The 23,668-nt window shown below is 63.9% G+C and carries 19 protein-coding genes and 1 tRNA gene; 14 read left to right on the plus strand and 6 right to left on the minus strand.

Going from position 1 to position 23,668, the window contains the following annotated elements:
• Positions 1 to 28: 28 nt before the first annotated feature.
• The gene (locus QUV11_RS04680; RefSeq protein ID WP_300880802.1) at positions 29 to 1,633 is read left to right on the plus strand and encodes a long-chain fatty acid--CoA ligase; all 1,605 of its coding nucleotides are present in this window, start codon (positions 29 to 31) and stop codon (positions 1,631 to 1,633) included.
• Positions 1,634 to 1,784: 151 nt separating this feature from the next.
• On the opposite strand, the gene QUV11_RS04685 is transcribed toward QUV11_RS04680, so the two are convergent.
• Complete coding sequence (locus QUV11_RS04685) at positions 1,785 to 2,573, minus strand: methyltransferase domain-containing protein (RefSeq protein ID WP_300880803.1); 789 nt, start codon at positions 2,571 to 2,573, stop codon at positions 1,785 to 1,787.
• 116 nt (positions 2,574 to 2,689) lie between these two features.
• On the opposite strand from QUV11_RS04685, the gene QUV11_RS04690 reads away from it, so the two are divergent.
• The 7 genes from QUV11_RS04690 to QUV11_RS04720 all read left to right on the plus strand — a co-directional run bounded on the left by QUV11_RS04690 (position 2,690) and on the right by QUV11_RS04720 (position 7,252).
• A complete protein-coding gene (locus QUV11_RS04690; protein ID WP_300880804.1) occupies positions 2,690 to 3,436 on the plus strand; it encodes a ComF family protein in 747 nt (248 codons plus the stop codon).
• 71 nt (positions 3,437 to 3,507) lie between these two features.
• Positions 3,508 to 3,765 carry a glutaredoxin 3 gene (gene grxC, locus QUV11_RS04695; protein WP_300880805.1) on the plus strand — a complete coding sequence of 86 codons (258 nt, stop codon included), beginning with the start codon at positions 3,508 to 3,510 and terminating at the stop codon, positions 3,763 to 3,765.
• A 7-nt stretch (positions 3,766 to 3,772) separates the two neighbouring features.
• The gene (locus tag QUV11_RS04700) at positions 3,773 to 4,600 is read left to right on the plus strand and encodes a carbon-nitrogen hydrolase family protein (protein ID WP_300880806.1); all 828 of its coding nucleotides are present in this window, start codon (positions 3,773 to 3,775) and stop codon (positions 4,598 to 4,600) included.
• Positions 4,597 to 5,109, plus strand: a complete 513-nt coding sequence (locus tag QUV11_RS04705; RefSeq protein ID WP_300880807.1) for a DUF1178 family protein — start codon at positions 4,597 to 4,599, stop codon at positions 5,107 to 5,109. The genes QUV11_RS04700 and QUV11_RS04705 overlap by 4 nt, the downstream gene beginning before the upstream one ends.
• A 73-nt stretch (positions 5,110 to 5,182) precedes the next feature.
• Positions 5,183 to 5,259 (plus strand) — tRNA-Arg (locus tag QUV11_RS04710).
• A 181-nt stretch (positions 5,260 to 5,440) separates the two neighbouring features.
• Entirely contained in the window at positions 5,441 to 6,952 is a 1,512-nt protein-coding gene (locus QUV11_RS04715) for a porin (protein ID WP_300880808.1), read from the plus strand.
• A gap of 84 nt (positions 6,953 to 7,036) precedes the next feature.
• Complete coding sequence (locus QUV11_RS04720; protein ID WP_300880809.1) at positions 7,037 to 7,252, plus strand: hypothetical protein; 216 nt, start codon at positions 7,037 to 7,039, stop codon at positions 7,250 to 7,252.
• Between the two features lie 189 nt (positions 7,253 to 7,441).
• Here QUV11_RS04720 and QUV11_RS04725 read toward each other — a convergent pair whose 3' ends face one another.
• The 4 genes from QUV11_RS04725 to QUV11_RS04740 form a co-directional block, all read right to left on the minus strand.
• Positions 7,442 to 9,676, minus strand: a complete 2,235-nt coding sequence (locus tag QUV11_RS04725; protein WP_300880810.1) for a xanthine dehydrogenase family protein molybdopterin-binding subunit — start codon at positions 9,674 to 9,676, stop codon at positions 7,442 to 7,444.
• Positions 9,677 to 9,680: 4 nt separating this feature from the next.
• Positions 9,681 to 10,652: a xanthine dehydrogenase family protein subunit M gene (locus tag QUV11_RS04730; RefSeq protein ID WP_300880811.1), complete on the minus strand. Its 972-nt coding sequence runs from the start codon at positions 10,650 to 10,652 to the stop codon at positions 9,681 to 9,683.
• Entirely contained in the window at positions 10,649 to 11,182 is a 534-nt protein-coding gene (locus tag QUV11_RS04735; RefSeq protein WP_300880812.1) for a 2Fe-2S iron-sulfur cluster-binding protein, read from the minus strand. The genes QUV11_RS04730 and QUV11_RS04735 overlap by 4 nt, the downstream gene beginning before the upstream one ends.
• 135 nt (positions 11,183 to 11,317) lie before the next feature.
• Positions 11,318 to 13,024: a DUF885 family protein gene (locus QUV11_RS04740; protein ID WP_300880813.1), complete on the minus strand. Its 1,707-nt coding sequence runs from the start codon at positions 13,022 to 13,024 to the stop codon at positions 11,318 to 11,320.
• Positions 13,025 to 13,568: 544 nt separating this feature from the next.
• Here QUV11_RS04740 and QUV11_RS04745 point away from each other — a divergent pair.
• From QUV11_RS04745 to QUV11_RS04770, 6 genes are all read left to right on the plus strand, one after another.
• Positions 13,569 to 16,340: a TonB-dependent siderophore receptor gene (locus QUV11_RS04745; RefSeq protein WP_300880814.1), complete on the plus strand. Its 2,772-nt coding sequence runs from the start codon at positions 13,569 to 13,571 to the stop codon at positions 16,338 to 16,340.
• Positions 16,341 to 16,425: 85 nt separating this feature from the next.
• A complete protein-coding gene (locus tag QUV11_RS04750; RefSeq protein ID WP_300880815.1) occupies positions 16,426 to 18,660 on the plus strand; it encodes a prolyl oligopeptidase family serine peptidase in 2,235 nt (744 codons plus the stop codon).
• Position 18,661: 1 nt separating this feature from the next.
• Positions 18,662 to 20,335 (plus strand): DUF885 family protein, encoded by a 1,674-nt coding sequence (locus QUV11_RS04755; RefSeq protein ID WP_300880816.1) that lies wholly within the window; start codon positions 18,662 to 18,664, stop codon positions 20,333 to 20,335.
• A gap of 9 nt (positions 20,336 to 20,344) precedes the next feature.
• A complete protein-coding gene (locus QUV11_RS04760) occupies positions 20,345 to 20,824 on the plus strand; it encodes a DUF3830 family protein (RefSeq protein WP_300880817.1) in 480 nt (159 codons plus the stop codon).
• A gap of 13 nt (positions 20,825 to 20,837) precedes the next feature.
• The gene (locus tag QUV11_RS04765; RefSeq protein ID WP_300880818.1) at positions 20,838 to 21,737 is read left to right on the plus strand and encodes a bile acid:sodium symporter; all 900 of its coding nucleotides are present in this window, start codon (positions 20,838 to 20,840) and stop codon (positions 21,735 to 21,737) included.
• Between the two features lie 140 nt (positions 21,738 to 21,877).
• Positions 21,878 to 23,176 (plus strand): FAD-binding oxidoreductase, encoded by a 1,299-nt coding sequence (locus QUV11_RS04770; RefSeq protein WP_300880819.1) that lies wholly within the window; start codon positions 21,878 to 21,880, stop codon positions 23,174 to 23,176.
• A gap of 11 nt (positions 23,177 to 23,187) precedes the next feature.
• Here QUV11_RS04770 and QUV11_RS04775 read toward each other — a convergent pair whose 3' ends face one another.
• Entirely contained in the window at positions 23,188 to 23,655 is a 468-nt protein-coding gene (locus QUV11_RS04775; RefSeq protein ID WP_300880820.1) for a MarR family winged helix-turn-helix transcriptional regulator, read from the minus strand.
• Between the last annotated feature and the right edge of the window lie 13 nt (positions 23,656 to 23,668).

Here is a 23,668-nt window from a genome sequence, read left to right on the forward strand (position 1 = left end):
CAATGTGGGCCATGGTCAGGAGAGACACATGATTACCGGTGGAATGCAGGACTACGAACTTCGCGTGATGCGGCTGCTCGACCATGCCGAGCGTGAAAGCGGCACCCGTGAGATCGTGAGCCACTGGGCCGACGGCAGCCAGACCCGCACCCATTGGGCCGGGATCGCCCGCGATGCGCGCCGGCTGGCCAGCGCCCTGGCCGGAATGGGCGTGCAGCCCGGCGACCGCGTCGCCACGCTGGCGATGAACCACAGCCGCCATCTGGTCGCCTGGTACGGCGCGATCGGCGCTGGCGGCGTGATCCACACGATCAACCCGCGGCTGTTCGAGGAGCAGCTCGAATACATCGCCAACCACGCCGAGGACAAGGTGCTGTGCTATGACGCGGCGTTCCAGCCGATCATCGACAAGATGAAGGACCGCTGGACGACGATCGAGCATTATATCTGCTTCGACCCGCCGGCGGGCTCTTCGGCGACGAGCTTCGAGGCGCTGCTCGAGACCGGCGATGCCGACTATCGCTGGCACGAGGGGTCGGAGCGCGATCCGTGCATGCTGTGCTACACCTCGGGCACCACGGGCAACCCCAAGGGTGTGCTGTACGAGCACCGCTCCACCGTAATCCACGCGCTGGCCGAGATGCAGCCGGCGGTGTTCTCGCTTTCGCCGCAAGCTGTGGCGCTGCCGGTGGTGCCGATGTTCCACGCCGCGGCCTGGGGCCTGCCGTTTGCGGGCGCGGCTGCGGGGATCAAGTTCGTGTTCTCGGCGGTTAACGACCCTGCGGTGCTGTGCACGCTGATGAACGAGGAAAAGGTCACGCACTCGGCCGGCGTGCCCACGGTGTGGCTGGCGATGTTCGCGCATATCGATGCCACCGGACAGAAGCCGGAGTATCTGCAGGTCGTTACGATCGGCGGTTCGGCGGCGCCGCGCGCGATGTGCGAGCGGATCATGAAGATGGGCGCGCGGATGAACCATGCATGGGGGATGACCGAAACCTCGCCGATCGGCACGATGGGCGCGCCGTCGCCCGATTGGGACGATCTGAGCTTCGAAGAACAACTCGATCTGGTCACCAAGCAGGGGCGGGTTCCCTTCGGCGTCGAGCTGCGCGTGGTCGATGAGGATGGCGCGATCCTGCCGCGCGACGGAAAGACCAGCGGCCGGTTGCAGATCAAGGGCCCTTGGATCATCAAGCGCTATTTCAAGGCCGAGGAAGATGCGCTGACCGAGGATGGCTGGTTCGACACCGGCGATGTTTCGGTGATCCACCCCGATGGCGTCATGCAGATCACCGACCGCGCCAAGGACGTGATCAAGTCGGGCGGCGAATGGATCAGCTCGGTCGATCTGGAGAACGCGGCTATGGGCATGGCCGAAGTGGCCGAAGCCGCCGCGATCGGCATGCCGCACCCCAAATGGGACGAGCGCCCGCTGCTGCTGGTGGTACCCAAGCCCGGAACCAGCCCCAGCCAACAGGCGATCCGCGAGCATCTGGAAAAGCACGTCGCCAAATGGTGGCTGCCCGACGACATCGTTTTCGTCGATCAGCTTCCCCACTCGGCCACCGGCAAGCTGCTCAAGACCGCGCTGCGTGATCAGTTCAAGGACTATGTGCTGCCGACGGTTTGAGCGGCGACACTTCTCCCCTCCCGCTTGCGGGAGGGGTGGCTGAGCCGCAGGCGAAGACGGGGTGGGCCTGCGACCGTTTGTGCTCCCAGCCCACCCCGGTCCGACAAGCGGACCTGCCCCTCCCGCAAGCGGGAGGGGAGAGGCAGACCGCTCAGCGTGGCTTGGTCTTTCCCAGCACGCCCGCCAGCGACGCGGTCGCGCTGCCGCGCTTGGCAGGCTTGGGCTGGTCGGGCGAGGGGGCCCAGCCGCTTAGATAAATGAGGTCGAAGCGCTCCGCGGTCTTGCCGTCAACCTCGGCGGCCTCGGCAAAATTCTGCAACGCAGCGATCAGCCCCGCCCGTCCCACAGGCGGCGCGGCGGAGGTCAGAACATTGGTCCAGCCATGGCAGCGCAGATCGCGCACCAGCGCGGGCAGCGAGGAATAGCGCACCGTCAGTGTGTCGCTGTCCGCCACCGGCATCGCAAAACGCGCGCGCTGCAGCAGGTCGCCTGCCGCGCGGACATCGATCTGGGGATGGATGTGCGCCGCGACACCGCGTGCGCTTGCCTCGTCGGCCGCCAGCATCGCCGCTTTGAGCCGCGGCAGCGAGCCGGCGCCGACCATCGCGGCCATCATAAGCCCATCAGGCCGCAGCGCACGGTTGATCTGGATCAGCGCGCCGGGGAGGTCGTTGACGCTGTCGAGCGTGCCGATGGCGATCACCAGATCGAACGCGGCTGGCGCAAAAGGCAGGGCATCTTCCTCGCAGGAATGATCCACGCCCACCGGCCCCGCGAGCGTGACCTTGACCCCGCGCGAGCCCAGCGCCGCCAGCAGCACCGCGGGCGCATGGCCCAGCACCAGCGCATCGGCGAAGCTGCGGTTGACCCAGCCCAGCCGCTCGACGATCTCGTCCGCCATGTGCTCGGCCAGAAAGGCGCCGCCATGACGCATCGCCATCTGCTGCCCACGCGCCATCGCTAGACGGCGGCGAGGCGGTGAAAACAGGATGCGGGGGGCAGGGTTTTCGGTCATCGCGGCCTTGTGCCGACGTGCGAGGCGCGCGACAAGAGGGCATGGAGCTTGCCGCCGCCTTCAAGCCGCTGGTCGATCTGGTGCTACCCCCGCGTTGTCCGGGCTGCGGGGTGCTGGTCGAGGATGACATGCAGTTCTGCGGCGACTGCTGGAGCAAACTGCGCTTCATAAGCGACCCTGCCTGCACATCGTGCGGCAAACCTTTTGCCCAGGGGCGCGACGAGGACCTGGTCTGCGCCGAGTGCCTCGCCAATCCGCCGCTGCACGACGGCATCAAGGCGGTGGTGCTGTATGACGACCTGTCACGCTCGATCGTGTTGCGGCTCAAGCACGGTGGCAAGATCGGTCTCGCCCGGCTGGTAGCGAAGCATCTGGCCCGGCATCTGCCGGACGACCTGTCCAATGTCGTACTGGTGCCCGTGCCGCTGCACCGCTGGCGGCTGTGGCGGCGCGGATTCAACCAGTCGATCCTGATCGCGCGTGCGCTGGCGGCGGGGCGCGGCCTGCCCGTGGAAACCGATGTGCTGCGCCGCACCCGCGCGACCCCTCCGCTCAAGGGGATGACCCGCAAGCAGCGTGGAATTGCGGTGCGCGGTGTCTTCGACGTCCCCGCCAGCCATCGGGGTCGGATCGCGGGGCGGCACGTGCTGCTGGTCGATGATGTCTATACCACCGGCGCAACCGCCAACGCCTGTGTGCGGTTGCTGAAGAAGGCGGGCGCGGCGCGGGTAACCATCTTCTGCTGGGCGCGCGTGCTGCGCGAAGGCGATGAGGCGGATACGCCCTGAAAGGCCCGCCTCGTGCCAGGAAGGTTGCATTTCTGCGCAATTGCCCCAATTATGGTGCCAAGGACGGAATGATGCCCAAAATAGAAATCTATACCAAATTCACCTGCCCCTATTGCTACAGGGCCAAATCGCTGCTGAGCGGCAAGGGCGTGGATTTCGAGGAAGTCGAGATCTCGATGGGCGGTGAGCCGCGTGCCGAGATGATCCGCCGGGCGGGCGGGCGCATGACGGTTCCGCAGATTTTCATCGATGGCAAGCATATCGGCGGGTCCGATGAGCTTGCCGCACTCGACCGCGCCGGAAAGCTCGATCCGCTGCTGGGGCAGTAAGACCGCCATGAAAATCGCGATTCTCCAGATGACGGCGGGTTTCGACCCAGCTGCCAATGCGGCTGTGCTGACCGATGCGGTGGCGCAAGCAAAGGCCGGCGGGGCGGAGATGCTGTTCACGCCCGAAATGTCGAACATGCTCGATCGCAATCGGGTGCGGGCAGAACAGACCATCCGGCATGAGGCTGAGGATCCGGTGCTGGCCGCGGTCCGTAAGGCTGCTGCAGATGTCGGCCTGTGGGTGCATCTGGGTTCGCTCGCGGTGCGCGGCGAGGGCCGGGCCGACAAATGGCGCAACCGGGCCATCGTGATTGCGCCCGATGGCAGCATTGCGGCGCGCTATGACAAGATCCACCTGTTCGATGTCGACCTGGCGTCAGGCGAAAGCTGGCGCGAATCGTCGGTCTATCAGGGGGGCGAACAGGCCGTCGCGGTGCGGTTGCCCCATGCGGTGCTGGGCCTGTCGATCTGTTACGACATTCGGTTTCCTGCGGTCTATGCCGCGCTCAGCCGGGCGGGCGCAGATATCGTCGCCGTGCCTGCGGCGTTTACCGTCCCTACCGGCGAGGCGCACTGGCATGTGCTTTTGCGCGCGCGTGCGATCGAAAGCGCGTGCTTTGTGGTGGCCGCTGCGCAGACTGGCACCCACGCCGATGGACGCAGCACCTATGGCCACAGTCTGGTCGTCGACCCATGGGGCGATGTGCTGCTCGACATGGGCGATGCGCCCGGTCTGGGTTTCGTCGATCTGCCGATCGAGCGGATCGCCGAGGTGCGCAGCCGCGTCCCCGTAATCGCCAACAGGCGGCCCGTTGGCGAGGCGATCGTCGCATGATCGTGTTCGATCTGAAATGCGCGAACGATCACGTGTTCGAAATCTGGTTTGCGTCGAGCCAGGCCTATGAGGACCAGCGGGCGCGCGGTCTGGTGGCCTGCGCGTATTGCGGATCGACCGATGTCGGCAAGGCGGTGATGGCGCCGCGGCTCAACGCCAAGGGAAACCAGCAAGGCGGCGCCGTGTCCGACCGGCAGGAAAGCGACGCTCCCGTCGCAGGCGCTGCAGCGATGCCCGTTCCCGTCAGCAACGCCCCTGTGCCAACCGATCTGGCCAAGGTGCGCGCGGTGCTTCACGCGCTTGCCACGGCGCAGACCGAGGCGCTCAGCCGGTCAACCTGGGTCGGCGGAGATTTCGCCGACCGTGCCCGGGCGATGCATTATGGCGAGGAGGACCATGCCCCGATCCATGGCGAGGCCGCGCCCCGAGAGGCCGCTGCGCTGATCGAAGAAGGCGTCGCGGTCGCGCCGCTGCCGTTTCCGGTCATCCCGCCCGAAGCGCAGAATTGAACGCTCTACCGGATAGAGCCAATTGCAAACGCAATTGCCTTGCACCCCAACGCTGGTTAAACAGCCCATCGGCGCGCCCGTAGCTCAGCAGGATAGAGCATCAGATTCCTAATCTGGGGGCCACAGGTTCGAATCCTGTCGGGCGCACCAAGGTCTTCTCGAGATGTCGCAGGAGCGTAGCATCGTGCGGGTTGCGCGCTTTGCAGCGACCGTGGTCACACCGGTGCAAGATAATGTCGTTGATAACGTCACAGAAGTGACACACAACTGACATAAAGGCGGCGCCACTGTCCGTCCCGATCGACGGACTCCCTTCCAAAGGCGCTTTTTGATGTCGTTTGCTTCAGGTGGCGCTTCCACTGGTCTCCTTGCGGCGACATTGATGGTGGCGGTGAGTGGTCCGGCCCTCGCGCAGGCTGTTCCGGCGGTTGAGCCTCAGCCCGATCAGGCCAGCCTCATTGCCGATCTGCAGCGGCAGATCAACGAACTCAAGGCGACGGTCGCAGACCTCAAGGCCGCGCAGACCGCCGCAGCATCGGCGGCGGTCGCTCGGCCGGAGGGTTCGGTCGCGCTAGCGCAGGACGCCTCGCCGCCCGCCGCTCTGGCCCCGTCGCCCGGGTTGGCCCAGGCAGCGCCGGTGTCCGCAGTGGCATCGCAGGACCCGCTGCAAGCCCCGCCATCGCCTGTGCGGACGAGCGAACCTTGGTACGAGAAGCTGGCGCTGCGCGGTTACACCCAAATGCGGTTGAACAAGATCGTGTCGGGTGATGCCAATGCGCCTGCGGGCGTATCGCGGTTGCGATCGATCGGCGACAGCGGCATTCGCGATGATGGCAACTTCACCCTGCGCCGCGTCCGGCTGGTGCTGCAGGGCGACCTCAACGACTATGTCTCGCTGTATTTCCAGCCGGATTTTGCCACGGCGGTGTCCAACCAGTCGGGTGGCGAACGGCGCGAAGGTTTTGCGCAATTGCGTGATGCCTATGCCGATGTGTTCCCCACGGGCGACAAGAGCTTCCGCATCAGGTTGGGCCAGTCGAAGGTGCCCTATGGCTGGGAGAACATGCAGTCCTCGTCGAACCGGCTGGCGCTCGATCGCAGCGACGGGATCAACAGCGCCGCGCCCGGCGAGCGCGATCTGGGCGTAGTTGCATATTATACGCCCTCGCAAGTTCAGGAGATCTGGGACCGGCTGGCGGCCGATGGGCAGAAGCTGTTCGGCAACTACGGCGCGTTCGGCCTCGGCGTGTTCAACGGTCAGGGCCTCAACCGCACCGAAACCAACAACAATGTGATGAAGGTTGCATTGGCGACCTGGCCGTTCAAGCTGGATGGCCTGGGTCTTGAAGGACAGGTGCTGGAAGTGGGCGGATCGATGATGCGCAACCGCATCAACCCGGAAGTGCGCAGTGGCGGGATCAGCCCGATCAGCTATGCGGATAACCGGGTGGGGCTCCACGCCATTTTATACCCGCAGCCCTTCGGCCTGCAGGCGGAATGGAACTGGGGCAGGGGGCCGCAGTTTGACCCGGTCAACCAGCAGATCGAGACCCGCGCGCTGCGCGGCGGCTATGTCCAGGCGATGGCGCGGGTCCGCAATTCCCCCGTCGGGTCTTTCTACCCGTTCGCTCGCTGGCAGTATTACCGCGGCGGCTTCAAGGCCGCGACCAATGCGCCGCGGCTGGAAACCGAGGAGCTCGAGGTGGGCATCGAGTTTCTGCCCACTTCGGCACTGGAGCTGACGGTCACCTATGGCTGGGCGTCCCGCAGGGAAGCGGACGAGCGCCGGTTCGGCCAGGCCGAAGGCGAGCTGCTGCGCATTCAGGCGCAGTGGAATTACTGACATTTTTCCAATGGATGCGCTTGCCGGAACGACTTGCTGTTGAACACGTAGAGAAATCTACACGAACAAACGACGAGGCGTATCATGATTGGCAAGGTTATTTCTGCACTGGCCGGCAAGCAGATTGCTGCACGGACCCCCGGAATGAGCGAAGGACAGGGTGCGCTGGTTGGCCTGGCCGCAGCCACCGTCATGCGCCGCCTTGGCCCCGTGGGCATGGTGGTCGCAGCAGGTGGCGGCTATGTGGTGTCCCGCTACATGAAAAAGCGTCAGGCTCGCACCAACACCGCTGGCTGGTAAGCACGCTCCCCGGTGATCGGGGAAGCCGATTGGCTGTTATGAAAACGCCCCATGGCTCAGACCGAGCCGTGGGGCGTTTTTTATGAGGGTCTCCCGCCGTGACGGACCATATTGGTAGCCCGACGACGCGGGCGTTCTCTGCCGCCATCAGCGGATGTCAGGGCAGACGTCCAAATCCGGCATCCGCCTTTACGCGACCTCGGCAAACGGGTCGGGCAGATGCGGAATGACCTTGTCCAGCGTCATCGGGAAATTGCGCAGGCGTGCACCGCAGGCGTTGTAGATCGCATTGGTGATCGCACCTGCTGCACCGCAGATCCCGAGTTCACCTACGCCCTTGGCCTGCAGGGGACTGGCGGCGGCATCGCGTTCTTCGAGCAGAATGACCTCGATTGCCGGTACATCCGCATGCACCGGAACGTGATATTCGGCCAGATCATGGTTGACGAGGTGACCGTCGCGCAGGTCGAAGGCGAGTTCCTCGGTCAGCGCGCTGCCGATGCCCCACACCATTCCGCCCAGACACTGCGAGCGCGCGGTCTTGGCGTTGAGCACCCGTCCGAAGCCGAATGCCCCGGTCATCCGCCGGACCCGCGTCTCTCCGGTAAAGGCGTGGACCGCGACTTCGGCGAAAAAGGCGCCATAGCTGGCCTGCGAGAAATCCTCGGCAGTCTTGCCGGGTTCGATTTTGCCCGTCTCGACAATGTCATTGCCACCCAGCAGGTCGCTCAAAGATTGGCTCAAATCGCCGCTGGTCGCCGTGCCATCCTTGAGATCGAGCGCGTCGGTATCGCATCCCAGCGCCTCGGAGAGCGTCGTCCGGATCGCTTCGCATGCCCGCATCACCGCCGAACCCGTCGAGATGGCGCCGAAGCTTCCACCCGACCCGGCCCCTGCGGGCAGGCTGGTATCGCCAAGGACGACGTTGACCCGGTCGATCGGAAGCCCGAGCATCTCGCCCGCAATCTGGCCGAGAATGGCATAGGAGCCGGTGCCGATATCGGTCTGGTCGGTTTCGACCAGCGCGGCGCCATCCGCCTTCAGCGTCACCCGCGCTTCGGCGGGCACCAGCATATTGACCCGTGCTGCGCTGGCCATGCCCATTCCGATCCACCAGTCGCCCTCGCGGGTCTGGCACGGACGCGGCCGGCGTTGATCCCAACCGAATGCCTCGGCGCCCTGGTCGAGCGCCTCGACCAGCATCCGCGACGAATAGGCCGTACCCTCCACCGGCACCTTGGCGGGAAGGTTGCGCTTGCGCAGTTCGACCGGGTCGATGTCCACCGCCTCGGCGAGCTCGTCCATCGCGGCTTCGAGCACCTGCATGCCCACCGCCTCGCCGGGTGCGCGCACAGATCCGGCGGTCATGCGACTGATCCGCGCCACTTCCACCTTGAGCAAGCGGTTCTCGCCGCCATACAGAAACTCGGTCGCCTGGGTGACCGGTTCGGCGAATTCCTCGTCAGGCAGATTGGAGACCAATGCTTCGTGGCCCAGCCCGATGAGCTTGCCGCTGGCATCGGACGCCAGCCGCACGCGCTGGCGGGTTTCGGAGCGGCGCATGACGGTCTCGAACACCTGCTGGCGGCTCATCACCACACGCACCGGGCGCTTCAACTGCCTAGCCGCGATCGCCGCTGCAACCGCCTCGTGGGTGATGCCGAGCTTCGATCCGAAACCGCCGCCGACATAAGGCGCGATGATCCGGACCTTTTCAGGGTCGATCGACAGGCAGTCGGCGATCTCTTTGACGTTGTAGGCCAGCATCTGATAGCTGCCATGCAGTTCCAGCCTGTCGCCATGCCATTGGGCGATGGTCGCATGGGGCTCCATCGCGGCGCTGGCGTGGCCGGGGGTGCGATATTCGACATCGATGGCGAAGGCGGCGTCGTGCATCGCCTTTTCGAGGTCGCCGCCCTCGACGGTCTCGCTGTTGTCGGGGTCTTCGACCTCGGCATCGGGACTTTCAGGATCCAGCGCGATCGGTGATTTGCTTTCGACATAGTCCACTTCCAGCGCCAGCGCCGCATCGCGGGCCTGCTCGAAGGTTTCCGCGACCACGAGCGCGATCGGCTGGGCGAAATAGTCGACCGTGTGCACACCCTGGACGGGCGCTTCGCCTGCGGTGCCTTGTGTCGAACGGCGGGTCATCGCCTCGTCCGCCAGCACGGCCAGTACGCCGGGCATGTCCAGCACGCGCTGCTTGTGCAGCCTCTGCACGGTGCCCTGCGCAATGGTGGCGAGGACCAGCACACCCTCGGCGCAATCATCGAATTTCCATTCGGCAGAATAGGTCGCGCTGCCGCTGACCTTGAGCGGTCCCTCGGGACGGTCGAGCGGCTTGCCGATCACCCCCTGGCGGGTGTGGTCGAGCAGGTTGCGTGTATCGGGGCTGTCGTACGTAACGGTGTCGGTGCGGCTCATCGGATCAGCCCTGTGTTGCTTCGTGAAGGGTGGCGGCAAGCGCCCGGGCGGCGAGCGGTATCTTGAAGTCGTTGTGACCGAAGCCGCGCGCATCTTTCAGCAGCAGGTCCGCGGCCTTGGTGTATAGCGCGGGCGAGGGGGTCTCGCCCACGAGCAATTCCTCGACCGCCCGATCGCGCCATGGCACCGTTCCAAGACTGCCAAAGGCCAGCGAACAGCGTGCGATGCGGCCGCCTTCCATGCTGACATCGGCCGCCACGGAAACGAGCGCGAAAGCATAGGACGCCCGGTCGCGCACCTTGCGATAGATCTGCACGCCGCCGGTGGGTGCGGGCAGGCGGACCGCAGTGATCAGTTCGCCTGGCTTCAGGGTGTTGTCGCGCGAGGGATCTTCGCCGGGCATCCGGTGGAACTCGGCTATCGGGATTTCCCGCGCGCCATTGGGTCCTTGGGTCAGCACCACGGCATCGAGCGCGAGCATCGCAACGGCCATGTCGCCCGGATAGGTGGCGATGCACGCCTCGCTTGTACCCAAGACGGCATGAATGCGGTTGAAGCCATCGCGCGCGGCGCAACCGGAACCCGGCTCGCGTTTGTTGCAAGCCTGGCTGGTGTCGTAGAAATATCCGCACCGTGTGCGCTGGCACAGGTTGCCGCCGGTCGTCGCGCGGTTGCGCAGCTGCGGGCTCGCCCCGGCGAGGATCGCCTTGGCGAGCAGCGGCCAGGATGTGCGGACGCGCTGATCGGCGGCGCAATCGGCATTGGTCACCAGCGCGCCGACCCGCAGGCCGTCTTGATCTTCGACGATGGTGTCCAGCCCTGTCCGGCGGATCGAGACCAGCCGGTCGGGCGTCTCGACCTGCAGCTTCATCAGATCGACAAGATTGGTGCCGCCCGCGATGGTCGTCGCGCCGCCGCGCAGAGCTGAGAGTGCGCTATCGGTATCGGTGGCGTGATCGAGGGTGAAGGATTTCATGCGTCTGCCCTTTCGCTGGCGGCGTCGGCAAGCACCTCTTCCAGCGCGGCAATGATGTTGGAATAGGCACCGCAGCGGCACAGATTGCCGCTCATGCGCTCGCGCAGTTCTTCGCGGGTGATGTCGGGCGCTGCCGTGACATCGTCAGACACCGCGCTGGCCCAGCCTTCGGACAGCTCCTGCATCATCGCCTTGGCCGAGCAGATCTGGCCTGGCGTGCAATAGCCGCACTGAAATCCGTCGTGCGTCACGAACGCCTTTTGCAGAGGAGAGAGATTATCCGCGCTACCAATGGACTCGATCGTCTCGATCGTGTCGCCATCGTGCAACTGCGCGAGCGAGAGGCAGGAATTGATCCGGCGGCCATCGACCAGAACTGTGCACGCACCGCACTGGCCATGGTCGCAACCCTTTTTGGTGCCGGTGAGGCCCAGGTCCTCGCGGAGCCAGTCCAGCAGCGTGCGGCGCGGGTCCGCCGGCAGCGCATGGTCTGTGCCGTTTACGCTGGCGCGCGACATAGGGAGGGCCATGTCCGTGATCGATCCTTGTTTCGGGGGTTGTCCTTTCCTTACCAACGCCCATCGACAAAGTTCCCCGAACGGCCCAAAATCGGGGCGCCCTTTTCACTCCGGGAATGCAAAAGGGCGCTCTTCATGCTGCGGTGATCAACTGCCTTCTGTCGCCATCGCCGTTGCCAGCGGGACGTGCGCCCAGAGCTTACGGATTTCATCGTCATGCCCGGTCAGGTCATAGCGCAGCAGTGACACCGGCAGGCGTCCGGTGTTCATCAGATAATCGTGAAATTCCTTGATCGAGAATTTCTCGCCCAACTGCCTGCGGCGGTCGACCAGCATTTTCTGAAGCTGGATCGCGCCGATGGTATAGGTCATGCCATAGCCCGGGGGGCGGCGGATATAGATGCCCGCGTCGACCCGCGCGACATTGTCGTCGAGATACGGCGTCCATTCCTTCCAGAACTCCATCGCCCCGCCGACCGTCATCTCGTTGCGCTGCATCTTGACGTCGCCAATGGTGCGGGCGGCCCGGAACAGGCCGAAGATGTAGATCAGTTCGCGGGTGCGGGGTCGGTCATCGAACAGGCCGAGCTGGATCGCGCTTTCCTCAAGGTAGAACCCCCAGCCTTCGGTGCGGCCGCTGTCGTTGACATGCCGGCGGATCGGGTGGGTCACCCGCTTGCCGGTCATCCCGTCGAAGCGGTGGCCCGGGAAGGTGGCATGGAGATGGTCGGGAGAGACATCGCGGAACTGGACCTGCTCCCAGAACATCGGTCCATCGGGCCGCACCACCCAGGGTGCATTAAAGCCGACCTCGGTGTAGCTGTCGGGGATGTAGTCGGGGATCGTGATGATCTCCTCGTCTTTCAGCCATTTGCGGATCTTCGCGTCTGTTCCGGCCAGCTGCTTTTCATACTCCTCGGCCGACGTTGCGAGCTGGAGTTCGGGCAGGTTGCGGTTGCGGTGCCGTTCGGTCGCGTAATTCGCCCAGTGGCGTTCGAGCTCGCGCTCGGCCAGCGTCACGATTTCGTCCGAGTTATAAGGCATCAGCCGCACGTGGTGCAGGAACCAGTCATAGGCCGGTTTGCCCACGCCAGCGGCGGTGGTCATGCCGGGGCGGGCAGTGACCAGCCAGTCGCGGAAACCTGCGATTGCCTGCTGCGCTGCATCGATATCGGGCAGCAGATCGGGCTGCTGTGTCTCGGCGCGCGCACGCAGGTCCGCAAACCACCCGATCAGCCCCGCAGGCTCGACTGCGCGATAGGGCATCCCATGGCCCACGCCGTCGCCGTTCGACAGGCTGTGGATGGCCAGATCGGCATAATCGGCCGCCACCGAATCCAGGTTGATCCGCGCCTGCGCCAGATAAGCAGGGATCGTGCGCAGCCGGTCCTGGTACCGCGCGCGCTGATCAGCAGCGAGCGGCAAGTCGACATAGGCCAGCCGCTGCAGTTCATCGACATACATCCCCGGATCGCGCGCCCAGGGCTTGGTGACGGTGAGCGTAAAATCCTGCAGGTCCATCTGCGCGCGAACGGCCAGGTAATCGACCTGCTGATGCCGGTCCCAGCCTGCCACGCCAAAGTCCGGGAGCCGAGCCTGGAGCGCAGCCAGTTCCGCGCGACGGGCGGCCATGGTCTGCGGGCTGTAATCGACGATTCCGTTCACCGGTTCGGGAGTTTTCCAGGCATTGAACTGATCGAACAGCTGGACAAGCTCCTGGTAGCTTCCCTGCCCGGTGGGGGGGCCTGCCGGCTGGGAAGTGCCCACTGTTGGGGAGGGGGCTTGCGCAGCCTGGGCAAGGCTGGCGGGGGCGGCAAGCAGCATCGCGATCGCTGCGAGAGATACCAGACGCATTGAGCTGTTCTCCTCGTAATGGACTGAATGGGCGGGTTTGGAAACTACCGACTCAGTGTTCGGAACGTATCATTTGAAACGAAAAAAGCGTGATTTTGAGCATAGTGTTGCGCCGGGGGCGTGCGGTCAAGTGTCAAACGGGGCGATGCAGGCGGTGCCGCAGGTCGCAGGCAGGGCCCGCTTGTCCAGGACGAGAAGACCCCAAGGCGATAACGGTGGCCAGTGAAGGAAAGAACTAAAACAGATAAAAAACAAATGCTTAAAGCGGCGTATTTGACCGTCGAGCGCGCTGTCGGATGCCGATGCAGTCTGTTTGGCGAGGCGCGATATGACGGAGATCATATTTTTTTATGACACGGAATTGACGCCATCCCCACAATATGCTCAAAATCACGCAACTGTTCACGGGAATGATCAACAGGAAAATGTTGGCTCCCGTGGCCTTCGCAGGTGAGCGTTTAACTCAGGGAGTAGAAAAATGGTTTTGAGGCGGGTTGGGTTTAATCGTGCAGCATTGAAGTGCGGATCGGCGCTTCTGCTTTCCATGGCCGTGACTGGAACTGCGTTCGCGCAGGACCAGGCAGATAGCGAAGAAGGCGGTTCGATCGTGGTGACCGGTTCGCGCATTCCGCGTCCGGACGTTGAATCCAACAGCCCGGTGAACGTCATCGGCGAAGAGGAAATCAAGCTTTCGGTGACTGTCGAAAGCGAGCAGCTGCTCAATGCGCTGCCGCAAGCGGTCGCAGGCGCCGGTGCACAGTCCAACTCGGGCAACCTCTCGGCAACCGTCAACCTGCGTGGCCTTGGACCGGTGCGCACCCTGGTGCTGCAGAACGGCCGCCGCGTTGTCGGCGCGTCGCAGGACGGCGTGGTCGATCTCAACATGATCCCGCCCTCGCTGGTGTCTCGCATTGAAGTCGTGACGGGTGGCGCTTCGGCGGTGTACGGTTCGGACGCGATGGCCGGTGTCGTCAACTTCGTGATGAAGGATGACTTCGAGGGCTTTGAGATCGGCGGCTTTTACGGCATCAGCGACGAAGGCGATGCCGCGCGCTACAATGTGGAATTCACCGCTGGTGGCAACTTCGCCGATGGACGCGGCAACATCGTGTTCCATGGCAGCTATTTTGATCGCGCTCAGGTGCGGGGCGCGCAGCGCGACCACGCGACCGTGTTCCTCGCCGATGCCATCGTCAACGGCCAGCCGACGCTGGTTCCGGCCGGCAATGGCGTAACGCCGCAGGGCACCATCTTCAGCCCTCAGCTCGTCGGATTGCGCGACCGTGCCGGGACCGCGATCGGCACCGCAGGCATCTTCTTCGCACCCGAAGGCTGGCGCGCCTATCGTGGGTCCGATGGGTTCAACGACCGTCCGTTCACCAACCTGCAGATGCCGATGCAGCGCTGGCAGGCGTCGGTGCTGGGTCATTATGAAATGACCGATGCGATCACCGCGTTCTGGGAAGGCTCCTACGTCCGCAGCAAGATCAATTCGACCCTGGGCGCGGTGCCGATGAGCAGCTCGGGCTTCATCCCCGGTTTCCAGCTCGATCTGCGCAATCCCTATCTCGATCCCTCGTTGCGCGAGTTCCTGCGCGTCAACCTCGATGCTGACGGCAACAACCTGGTCCCGGTCAACATCAACCGGCGCCTGCTCGATGCCGGCGATCGCACCAGCGACCAGACCCGCGATTTCTATCGCTTCGTGCTGGGCCTGAAGGGCGACCTGACCAGCCAGCTGAAGTGGGAAGTGTTCTACAATCAGGGCGAAAACACGATCACCGACGTCCAGGGCGGCGGCGTGCTGATCGACAACTTCGCCAACAGCTTCCTGACCAACCCGGCCAACCCTTTCGATTGCGCTGTTGCCGATCCGCGGTGCGTCACGATCAATCCCTTTGGCTTCGGTTCGCTGACCCCTCAAATGATCGACTATATCTCGACCGAGCTGACCAACATCACCAACGTCAAGCAGAGGCAGATCGGCGGCAGCATCACCGGTTCGCTGTTCTCGCTGCCTGCCGGCGATGTCGGCATTTCGGTGGGTGCGGAATATCGCAAGGAAAGTTCGCAGTTCGATCCTGACCAGCTCTACGTGCAGGGCAAGGCGCTGTCGCGTTCGGCGGGTCTCAGCCCCACGGGCGGTTCGTTCGACGTCGCCGAAGTCTATGGCGAAGTCTATGTGCCGATCCTCGCCGACACCCCCGGCTTCGAGTTGGTGGCCTTTGAAGGCGGCGCACGCTATTCGGATTACTCGACCGCGGGCAAGGTCTTCTCGTACAAACTGGGCGGCGAATATTCGCCTTTCGAAGGCCTGAAGTTCCGCGGCCTTTACCAGCGTGCGGTGCGCGCGCCGAACGTGGTCGAATTGTTCTCGGGAGCCACCAACACTGCGCCGCAGGCGGTCGATTTCTGCAACGCCGATGCCGGTCGTACCGCTGCAGAACGAGACTTCTGCATCACCGCGCTGCGTGTTCCGGCCAGCGTTATCGATGTGTTCCAGCAGGAGAACCAGCAGATCCGCGCGGTGACGGGCGGAAACCCCAATCTGCAGGAAGAAACGTCGGATACCTGGTCGGTCGGTGCAGTGATCCGCCCGGCCTTCATCCCCAATCTGCAGCTCACGGTCGATTACTACAACATCAAGATCGACCAGGCGATCGGATCGTTCGGCGGTGGTCTCCAGGCGGTGATCACGGCGTGCAACGCCAATCTGTCGCTCACCAACATCTTCTGTCAGCCGCTGGCCAATCGCACGCCAGACGGTCAGCTGATCGATGTGCCGCTGCTCAACGCCAATATCGCCAAGCTGGAAACCTCGGGCGTCGATTTCCGTCTCGATTACCGGCACCAGATCGGGGAAGCGGGCAGCATCAATTACTTCATCGCGGGGAGCTATCTCATCGATGCGATCACGCAGGGAAGCCCGGCAGTCAACCCGGTCAACTGCGCGGGCTATATCGGCGGCGGCAGCTGCACCACGGCGAACCCGACCTGGCGCTTCACCCAGCGCCTAACTTGGGCCACGGATTCGTTGCAGGTCTCGCTCCGGCATCGTTACCTGGGGTCGACCACGGATGGCCGCATTGCCGGTGCGATCGCGTCAGGCATCACGCCTCCGCGGCTGGCTCGTCCAGAAACCGGTGATGTGCATTACTTCGACCTCAGCGCCAATCTGGACGTGACCGAAACGTTCAGCTTCTTCGGGTCGATCGACAACCTGCTGGATCGTGATCCGCCGTTCTATCTCTTCGAGCGGGAAACCTTCGATGCGATCGGTCGTCGCTTCACGGTTGGTTTCAGGGCCAACTTCTGAGTGGTAACGCGTGGACCGCGGCGGCATTGTGTCGTCGCGGTCCACGGGTCGCATTCAATGACAAGCAAAGCTGGGGTTGCGTTACATGAAGAGATCAGGTGTGCTCAGGGTCGCCACGGCAGCGGTGGCGCTGCTGATGTCGACGTCGGTTTTGGCGCAGGACCGGCCCTGGCCGCACGCTCCTGTCCATGGCGGTGCAGACGTTGCGGGCACCTCGCTATCGATCGATGAACTCTACCAGCCCAAAAGCCTGATCGGCACCTCGCCCGAAGGATATAGTTGGTCGCGCGACGGCAGCACGGTTCTGTTCCTGTGGAACGACGAGGGCCACAGCTATCGGGACATCTGGTCCTATTCTCCCAAGACCGGAAAGAAGACCCGGCTCACCTTTCTGGGCCGGGACAGCAAGCCGGAGGCCGAGCAGAAGGGCATCGCACAGGCGGTGCAGCTTAGCGGTGGTCGGGTCGCCTTCACCCTTGGCGGCCAGTTGCATATCCGCAGCGCGGCGGGAGCCATTACCAAGGTGGAAACCGACAAGCAGGCGATCCGCAAGCTGGTCGTTTCCCCCGATGGCAGCCGGCTGGCCTTCATCGCGGGCAACACCGCCGACACCCGCAACCGGGTCACCCTTGGCGGTGTGTTGTGGGTCCGTGACGTAACGGCCACCGACGACAAGACCGCGGTCCGGGTCGCCGGCAACGACGATCCCAAAATCTATATCGATGACTATCACTGGTCGGCGGACGGCAAGGCGATCGCGTTTCAGCAATCCGACGATCGCGCGATGCCCGAACGCGACATCTTTTATTACGCCAAGGGCGAACTGCAGAACAACCGCGTGATCCGCGCTTTTCCCGGTGACGAAACCACCAAGGCCAGCGTGGGGGTCGTCGACCTGGCATCGGGCACCATCCGAATGTTCGACCGGCCCGACCCCAAGCATCACGTCTGGGGCTTTGGACTGTCAAGCGACGGCAAGCGGGTGTTCGTCAGCGGATCGGACATGGAGGCCAACGAGCACACGATCTACGTCTATGACGTGGCCACGGGGGCTCGCGAAACCTTTTATCAACTGCGCGAGCCCAAGCATCTGCGCCCCGACTGGCAGGTCGCCTGGGCGCCGGGCGATGACGGGCTGATCATTCTCACCGACCGCGATGGCTGGCTGCACCTCTATCATCAGCGCGCAGCGGGCGAGACACCGCGGCAGATCACTAGAGGCGAATGGGAAATCGCTTCGTTCGAGGTCGATGACGCCCGCGGCCAGATCTATTTCACCGCCAACAAGTCCTATCTCTCGGATCGCCAGATCTACCGCGTCCCGGTAGCCGGCGGTGCGGTGCAGCAGATCAGCGGTCAGGCCGCAGGCACGCATGAGCCGGTCTACTCGCCCGATTTTCGGCATGTCGCCGACTGGTACAGCAACGATACCACGCCGCCCGAACTGTATCTGATCGATACCGCCAAGCCGGCCAAGGTTGCGCAGGTGACCAAGTCGCCCTTGCCGGCCTTCTACCGGCAGACCTGGGCGAACGTTGGCTACGCCGAATTTCCGAGCCACGTCGATGGCGTGAACCTCGTCGCGCGGCTGAGCCTGCCCGCCAATTACGACCCGGCGAAGAAATATCCGGTGATCGTCGGTTCGGTCTATTCGGATGCGGTGCGCAACCAGTGGGGCGGTCGCCGGGCCCATCCCACCTGGGGGCTCGACCAGTATTTCGTCGCGCAGGGCTACATCGTGCTCAACGTCAATATTCGCGGATCGTGGGGGCAGGGGCGCGACCATAACCAGACGCAGCACCACAGCTACGGCGAAACCGACATCAACGATCTGGAAAGCGGCGTGCGTTTTCTGGTCGACAAGGGCTATGCCGATCCCAAGCGCATCGGCATCTGGGGCTCCAGCTACGGCGGGCTGATGACGATCATGTCGCTGTCCAAGAAGCCCGGCGTCTATGCTGCCGGCATCGCGGGCGCGCCGGCCACCAATGTCTGGCACGCGTATCCTGGGCAGATGTGGATCATGGGCCCGCCCACCGGTGATGACATGCCCGGTCGCTACGAAGCGCAGTCAGCGCTGTATCAGGCCAAGGGGATTCAGGACCCGTTGATGATCATCCATGGCACGCGCGACCCGGTTGTGCTGTATTCGGACACGATCGCGCTGGCAGAAGGCATGATCGACCGCGAGCAGATGTTCGAACTGGTGACGCTGCCTGGCGCCAACCACGGCTGGGCCGGCGACAACCTGCGCCAGACGCGGTTCGCCTTCAAGAAGATGGTCGATTTCTTCGATCGCAACGTCAAGAACAGGAAATAGAATGCTGAGGCGGGCTATTCTGGGAATGATCGGGGCGGCAGCATTGGGGTCGGCGCAGTGTGCGCTGGCACAGGCAGAGGTGCAGCAACTCGGCGCGGACTTCTGGACCTGGCGGTCCAAAACCCAGCCTGCGACCAGCGACGACATTCCCCGCATCGTGCGGCCGCAAGGCTGGACGCCCGACTGGTCGGCCGCCGCGGTGGCCGAACAGCGCAAGACGCTCGCCGGGTTCGAAGCTAAATGGAAGGCGCTGGCCGACCGGCCGCAGACGGTCAGCGAGAAAGTGGACTACCGCCTGGTGGGTTCGGCCTTTGCGCGCGTCCACTGGGAGCTCGATCACGTCGCAGCCTGGCGTCGCCAGCCGCATTTCTATGTCGCACAGGCGCTGACGCCGGTGTTCGAGGTTCTGCTGCCGCCGCCGCCGGTGGAAAGCGCGCGGGTGGATCAGGTCATCCGATTGCTCGACAATGCGCCAGCGGTGCTGGCGGCAGGGCAGGTCAATCTCGATGACATGCGGGGGCCGTTTGTCGATGCTGCCTTGGGCCAGATCGCGATCGTTCCGCAGAGCCTGCGCGACATGGAGCGCGGGCTGCAGGCCCATGCCAATGCTGCGCAGCGCAAGCGCCTGAACACGGCGGTCGAAAAATCGATCACGGCTTTTGCGGCGTTTGGCCGGTTCCTCGAAGCGCAAAAGGGCAAGCTTCCCGGCGAGACGGCGGTCGGTTCCGAAAGCTATCAGTATTTCCTCAGCAATGTTGCGCTGTACCCTTACACGCCCGACCAGCTTGCGCTGATGGGGCGGCAGGAATGGGCGCGGGCGGTGCAGTTCGAGGAGCTCGAGCGCAACCGCAACGCCGGGATGGCCGAGCTTCCGATCGGTCCCTCGATCGATGCAGTGATCGGCAAGCTGGCGGAGGACGAGCGCGATATCCGCACTTTCCTGCGCGACCGCAAGCTGCTGACCGTGCCTGACTGGGCCGGGCACTATAACGCGCTGCCGTTTCCGGCGTATCTCGCGCCGATCGGCTGGCTGGGCCGCACGTTCGATCTGACGGACCGGACAAGGGTGGGGCAGAATGCCACGGTCTATCTGCCCGAGCCTTCGCCGAACCTGGGCTATTTCAATCTTTCGATCACCCGCGATCCGCGGCCGATCATCGTCCATGAAGGCGTTCCGGGGCACTTCTTCCAACTGACCGTGAGCTGGAGGCATCCCAGTCCGCTGCGGCGTCATTATTACGACAGCGGGGCCAACGAGGGCACGGGCTTCTATGCCGAAGAGATGATGTTGCAGGCAGGTCTCTGGGCCGATGCCCCCAAAACGCGCGAAGTGATCTACAATTTCGCTCGGTTGCGTGCGCTCAGGGTCGAGGTCGATGTCAAGCTGGCAACGGGCGCGTTCACCATCGATCAGGCCGCCGACTATCTCGAGGCGATGGTGCCGATGGACCGCGAGACCGCGCACGAGGAAGCGGTGTTTTTCGCAGCCTCGCCGGGACAGGCGATCAGCTATCAGATCGGCAAGCTGCAGACCTCTGAATTTCTCGCCGAAGCGCGGGTGGCCGAGGGCAAGGCCTTCGACCTGCGCCGCTTTCACGACTTTCTCTGGCTGAACGGCAATGTGCCGATCGCACTCCAGAAGGAAGAATATCTCGCCACCGTCGGCGGACAGTAAGGGAACGACATGCGCATCATCAAACTGGTCGAGCCGCAATCGGGCCTGTCTGCTCGCTGCAGGCTGCTCGACGATGTAGCTCCGATATCGGCTGCGTTCCTGTGGGATCTGGCCGAACGCAAAGCGGGCTTCGAAGCGCTGCATGCGATCTGGACCGGGCCGGAAATCTCTGTGCCGATGCCTGCCAGCACTCTGCCTAAAGGCATGGCGCAACCGGTCATTCCGGCAGAAAATGCGACGTCCTATCCCGATAGCGGCGACATCGTGCTGGCCTATCTGGGCGCGGGCAGCACCAAGGGGCTGCCGCCGGGCGACTTTTACGACATCGGCCTGTTCTATGGCAGCGGTGGCCGCCTGCTGATGCCCTTCGGCTGGATCCAGGCGAACGTCTGTGCGCGCATTCTGGACGAGGATATGGCCAAGGCGCAGGCGGATTGCCGCACGATCCGGCGCAACGGCGCCTGCACGCTGTCGCTTGAAACCGCATAAGGGACGCTGAGCTATGTCCTATGCTGATCTGATGGCGTTGCTGGGCAACTGGCTGCTGCCTGGGTCGCTGGTGGCGATCATGGCCTCGATGGGGCTGTCGCTGACCGCAGACGATTTTCGCCAGGTGTTTCGCAACCGTCGCGCACTGATTTTCGGCGTGTGCTCGATGCTGATCGTTCCTCCGGCGATCGGCATCACCCTGGCGCTGACGGTCGCGCCAACGGCGGCACTGGCGGTGGGCTTCGTCCTGCTGGCAACGACGCCCGGGGGCATGCTGTCCAACCTGTTCACCGATATGGCCAAGGGCGATCTGGCGCTGTCGATGTCGATGACGCTGATCCTCAGCATGGTCTACATCTTCGTCGTGCCCTTTTACGCGCATTTCGCTCTGCTGCATTTCATGGGGCTTGAGGCCGACGTGAAGGTGCCTTTGGCGTCGTTCTTCTGGGATATCTTCTCGATCACGGTGCTTCCTGCGGCGACCGGCTTTGCCGTGCGCGCGTGGAAGCCTGAGTTTGCCATCTGGTTCAAGCGCTACCTCAAGAACATCGCGACGATCGTGCTGTTCAGCGCGTTCGGTGTCATTCTGTATGATCAGGTCCCGGTGCTGCGCGAAAATCTGGGTGCGCTGTTCTGGATCACGGTCACCCTCAACGTGGTGATGGTGGCGGTGGTGATGACCATCGTGCGCTTTGCCGGCTTCACCCATCGCGAGAACGTCGCGATCGGGATCGAGCATCTCATGCGGCAGGAGGGAACCGCGATCTTCATCGCTGTCTCGATTGTCGGCAACAACGAGATGTCGCTGCCGATGATCATGAACACGCCCGTCGCTTTGTGCGTTGTCATGCTGTTCGTCGCCGTGGCGCGGCGGACGGCGCGTGACCCGCAGCCCCAACCCGCCGCCATCTGAACCTTGACGCTTTCACCGCCCATCGATTGGGCGAACAGGATACTCGCCACTATGACCTTGTCCAAATCGGTGGATGTTGCGGACACGATCCGCTTCCGCCGTGCCTCTGCCGTTACCGTCCTTTTGTCGGCGGGCAGCTGATGAAGCACCAGACAATACCGCGTCAGCGGCCGAACACCCTGACCAGCCCGGTTTGGGCAGTGAATGCCGGACCCGCGCCCAGGGCCGACGTCCTTTCAGGCACGCACGAGACGGATGTGCTGGTCATCGGCGGCGGGATAGCAGGCATGACGACCGCGCTGCATCTGGCCGAAAAAGGTGTCGATGTACTGCTGGTGGAGGCGCAGCAGTTCGGGGATGGCGCGACCGGCCAAAGCGGCGGGATCGTCGCGCCCGATTACATCCGCCATACCCCCGAGACGATTCAGCCGGTCCTGGGCGAAGACGCAGGTGACCGGTTGACCGCCATGATCGGCGGGTCAGGTCGGCACGTGTTCGACCTGATCCATCGGCACGGCATTGAATGCGATGCGCGGCAGGATGGCTTCTACACCCCCGCGCACACCGATGCCTTGGCTGCGCAGCAGCAGGATTATGCCCGGCAGTGGAGTTCGCGCGGTCACAAGGTCAGCTTCATCGATGCGGCACACGCGCGCCGGTTCTTCGGGGCGGAGCGCTATTGCGGAGCGCTGCGGTTCGAGGAGGGCGGTGGTCTCAACCCGCTGGCGTTCGTCCGCGGTCTGGCGCGCGCAGCCCAGCGCAACGGGGCCCGGCTTCATGCAGGCAGCCCCGTCACGCGGCTTGAACGCAAGGACGGCTACTGGCTCTGCCGGACCCCGATCGGCACGGTCCGCGCCCAACGGCTGGTGCTTGCGGCCAATGGCGGCAACGCGGCGCTGCATCCGGCGATGCGCAGGACCTCGCTTCCGCTGCATGTCTTCCAGTTCGCGTCGATGCCGCTGGATGCCGCCCAGCGCCAGACGATCCTGCCCAGGGGTGGCGCATTCACCGACAAGGTGCCCTATCTGTTCACCGCGCGGCTTGACGGCTTGGGGCACCTGATCTCGGCATTCCCGATGTCGTTCATGGTCAACGGTGACGCCGGCTATTATCGCGAGGCGCGCCGCCGTCTGAAGCAGCATTTCGGCGTCATGCCCGAGCCCGAGATCGACTATCTGTGGCGCGGACTGGCGTGGGTGAACACCTCGTTCCTACCCGAAATCTATGACCTCGGCGACCAGGCCATCGCAATCCAGGCCTGCAACGGGCGCGGCATCGCCACCAATACCGTGATCGGTTCGGAAGTGGCCACCATGCTGGCGACAGGTGACCGCGATGCCCTGTCCGTGCGTCCTCGCGCGCCGCAGCCAGTGCGTTTCCACGCTGGCGCTGCGCTGCTGCCCAGGTTGCTGATGTCGCTTGCGTATCTGACCAATTGAGCGATCTGGGATCAGCCGGTTCGGGGCGCGATCGGCTCCAGATTGTCGTGCAGGCGATCCAGCAGCGTGATCAGCTTTTCAAAGTCGTCCGGTTCGAGGCCGGTGATCAGATGTGCATAGACCGGGGCAGTCGCCTGGCGAGCCTGCGCCAGCTGGCTCTCTCCCAGGGGAGCAATGGCGACCATGGTCACGCGCGCGTCATCGGCGCTGGCCGCCGTGGTGACCAGCCCGGCAGCGGACATGCGCTGGATGATACGCGTCATCGTGGAAAGGTTGATCACCGCCGCCTCGGCAATTTCTCGCGCGCCGCGCGGCGAATGTTCGCCCAGGATCATCAGCACCCGCCAGCTTGGTATGTCGAGATCGATCGCCCGCAATCGCTGGTCGATGATGCTGTTGTACCGGCTCACCAGCCGGTTGAGCAGATAGAACGGGTATCGTTTCACCCGGAAGGCGGAGTCGCCGGGATTTCCCGACATGAAGGCGTCCATC

The organism is Blastomonas sp. (assembly GCF_030373265.1).
Lineage (GTDB): Bacteria > Pseudomonadota > Alphaproteobacteria > Sphingomonadales > Sphingomonadaceae > Blastomonas.

Excerpts from the sequence above, each read along its gene's own strand:
- QUV11_RS04680 (WP_300880802.1), top strand. The coding sequence starts at position 29 with ATGATTACCGGTGGAATGCAGGACTACGAACTTCGCGTGATGCGGCTG.
- QUV11_RS04685 (WP_300880803.1), bottom strand. The coding sequence starts at position 2,573 with ATGGCGATGCGTCATGGCGGCGCCTTTCTGGCCGAGCACATGGCGGAC.
- QUV11_RS04690 (WP_300880804.1), top strand. The coding sequence starts at position 2,690 with ATGGAGCTTGCCGCCGCCTTCAAGCCGCTGGTCGATCTGGTGCTACCC.
- grxC (WP_300880805.1), top strand. The coding sequence starts at position 3,508 with ATGCCCAAAATAGAAATCTATACCAAATTCACCTGCCCCTATTGCTAC.
- QUV11_RS04700 (WP_300880806.1), top strand. The coding sequence starts at position 3,773 with ATGAAAATCGCGATTCTCCAGATGACGGCGGGTTTCGACCCAGCTGCC.
- QUV11_RS04705 (WP_300880807.1), top strand. The coding sequence starts at position 4,597 with ATGATCGTGTTCGATCTGAAATGCGCGAACGATCACGTGTTCGAAATC.
- QUV11_RS04715 (WP_300880808.1), top strand. The coding sequence starts at position 5,441 with ATGTCGTTTGCTTCAGGTGGCGCTTCCACTGGTCTCCTTGCGGCGACA.
- QUV11_RS04720 (WP_300880809.1), top strand. The coding sequence starts at position 7,037 with ATGATTGGCAAGGTTATTTCTGCACTGGCCGGCAAGCAGATTGCTGCA.
- QUV11_RS04725 (WP_300880810.1), bottom strand. The coding sequence starts at position 9,676 with ATGAGCCGCACCGACACCGTTACGTACGACAGCCCCGATACACGCAAC.
- QUV11_RS04730 (WP_300880811.1), bottom strand. The coding sequence starts at position 10,652 with ATGAAATCCTTCACCCTCGATCACGCCACCGATACCGATAGCGCACTC.
- QUV11_RS04735 (WP_300880812.1), bottom strand. The coding sequence starts at position 11,182 with ATGGCCCTCCCTATGTCGCGCGCCAGCGTAAACGGCACAGACCATGCG.
- QUV11_RS04740 (WP_300880813.1), bottom strand. The coding sequence starts at position 13,024 with ATGCGTCTGGTATCTCTCGCAGCGATCGCGATGCTGCTTGCCGCCCCC.
- QUV11_RS04745 (WP_300880814.1), top strand. The coding sequence starts at position 13,569 with ATGGCCGTGACTGGAACTGCGTTCGCGCAGGACCAGGCAGATAGCGAA.
- QUV11_RS04750 (WP_300880815.1), top strand. The coding sequence starts at position 16,426 with ATGAAGAGATCAGGTGTGCTCAGGGTCGCCACGGCAGCGGTGGCGCTG.
- QUV11_RS04755 (WP_300880816.1), top strand. The coding sequence starts at position 18,662 with ATGCTGAGGCGGGCTATTCTGGGAATGATCGGGGCGGCAGCATTGGGG.
- QUV11_RS04760 (WP_300880817.1), top strand. The coding sequence starts at position 20,345 with ATGCGCATCATCAAACTGGTCGAGCCGCAATCGGGCCTGTCTGCTCGC.
- QUV11_RS04765 (WP_300880818.1), top strand. The coding sequence starts at position 20,838 with ATGTCCTATGCTGATCTGATGGCGTTGCTGGGCAACTGGCTGCTGCCT.
- QUV11_RS04770 (WP_300880819.1), top strand. The coding sequence starts at position 21,878 with ATGAAGCACCAGACAATACCGCGTCAGCGGCCGAACACCCTGACCAGC.
- QUV11_RS04775 (WP_300880820.1), bottom strand. The coding sequence starts at position 23,655 with ATGTCGGGAAATCCCGGCGACTCCGCCTTCCGGGTGAAACGATACCCG.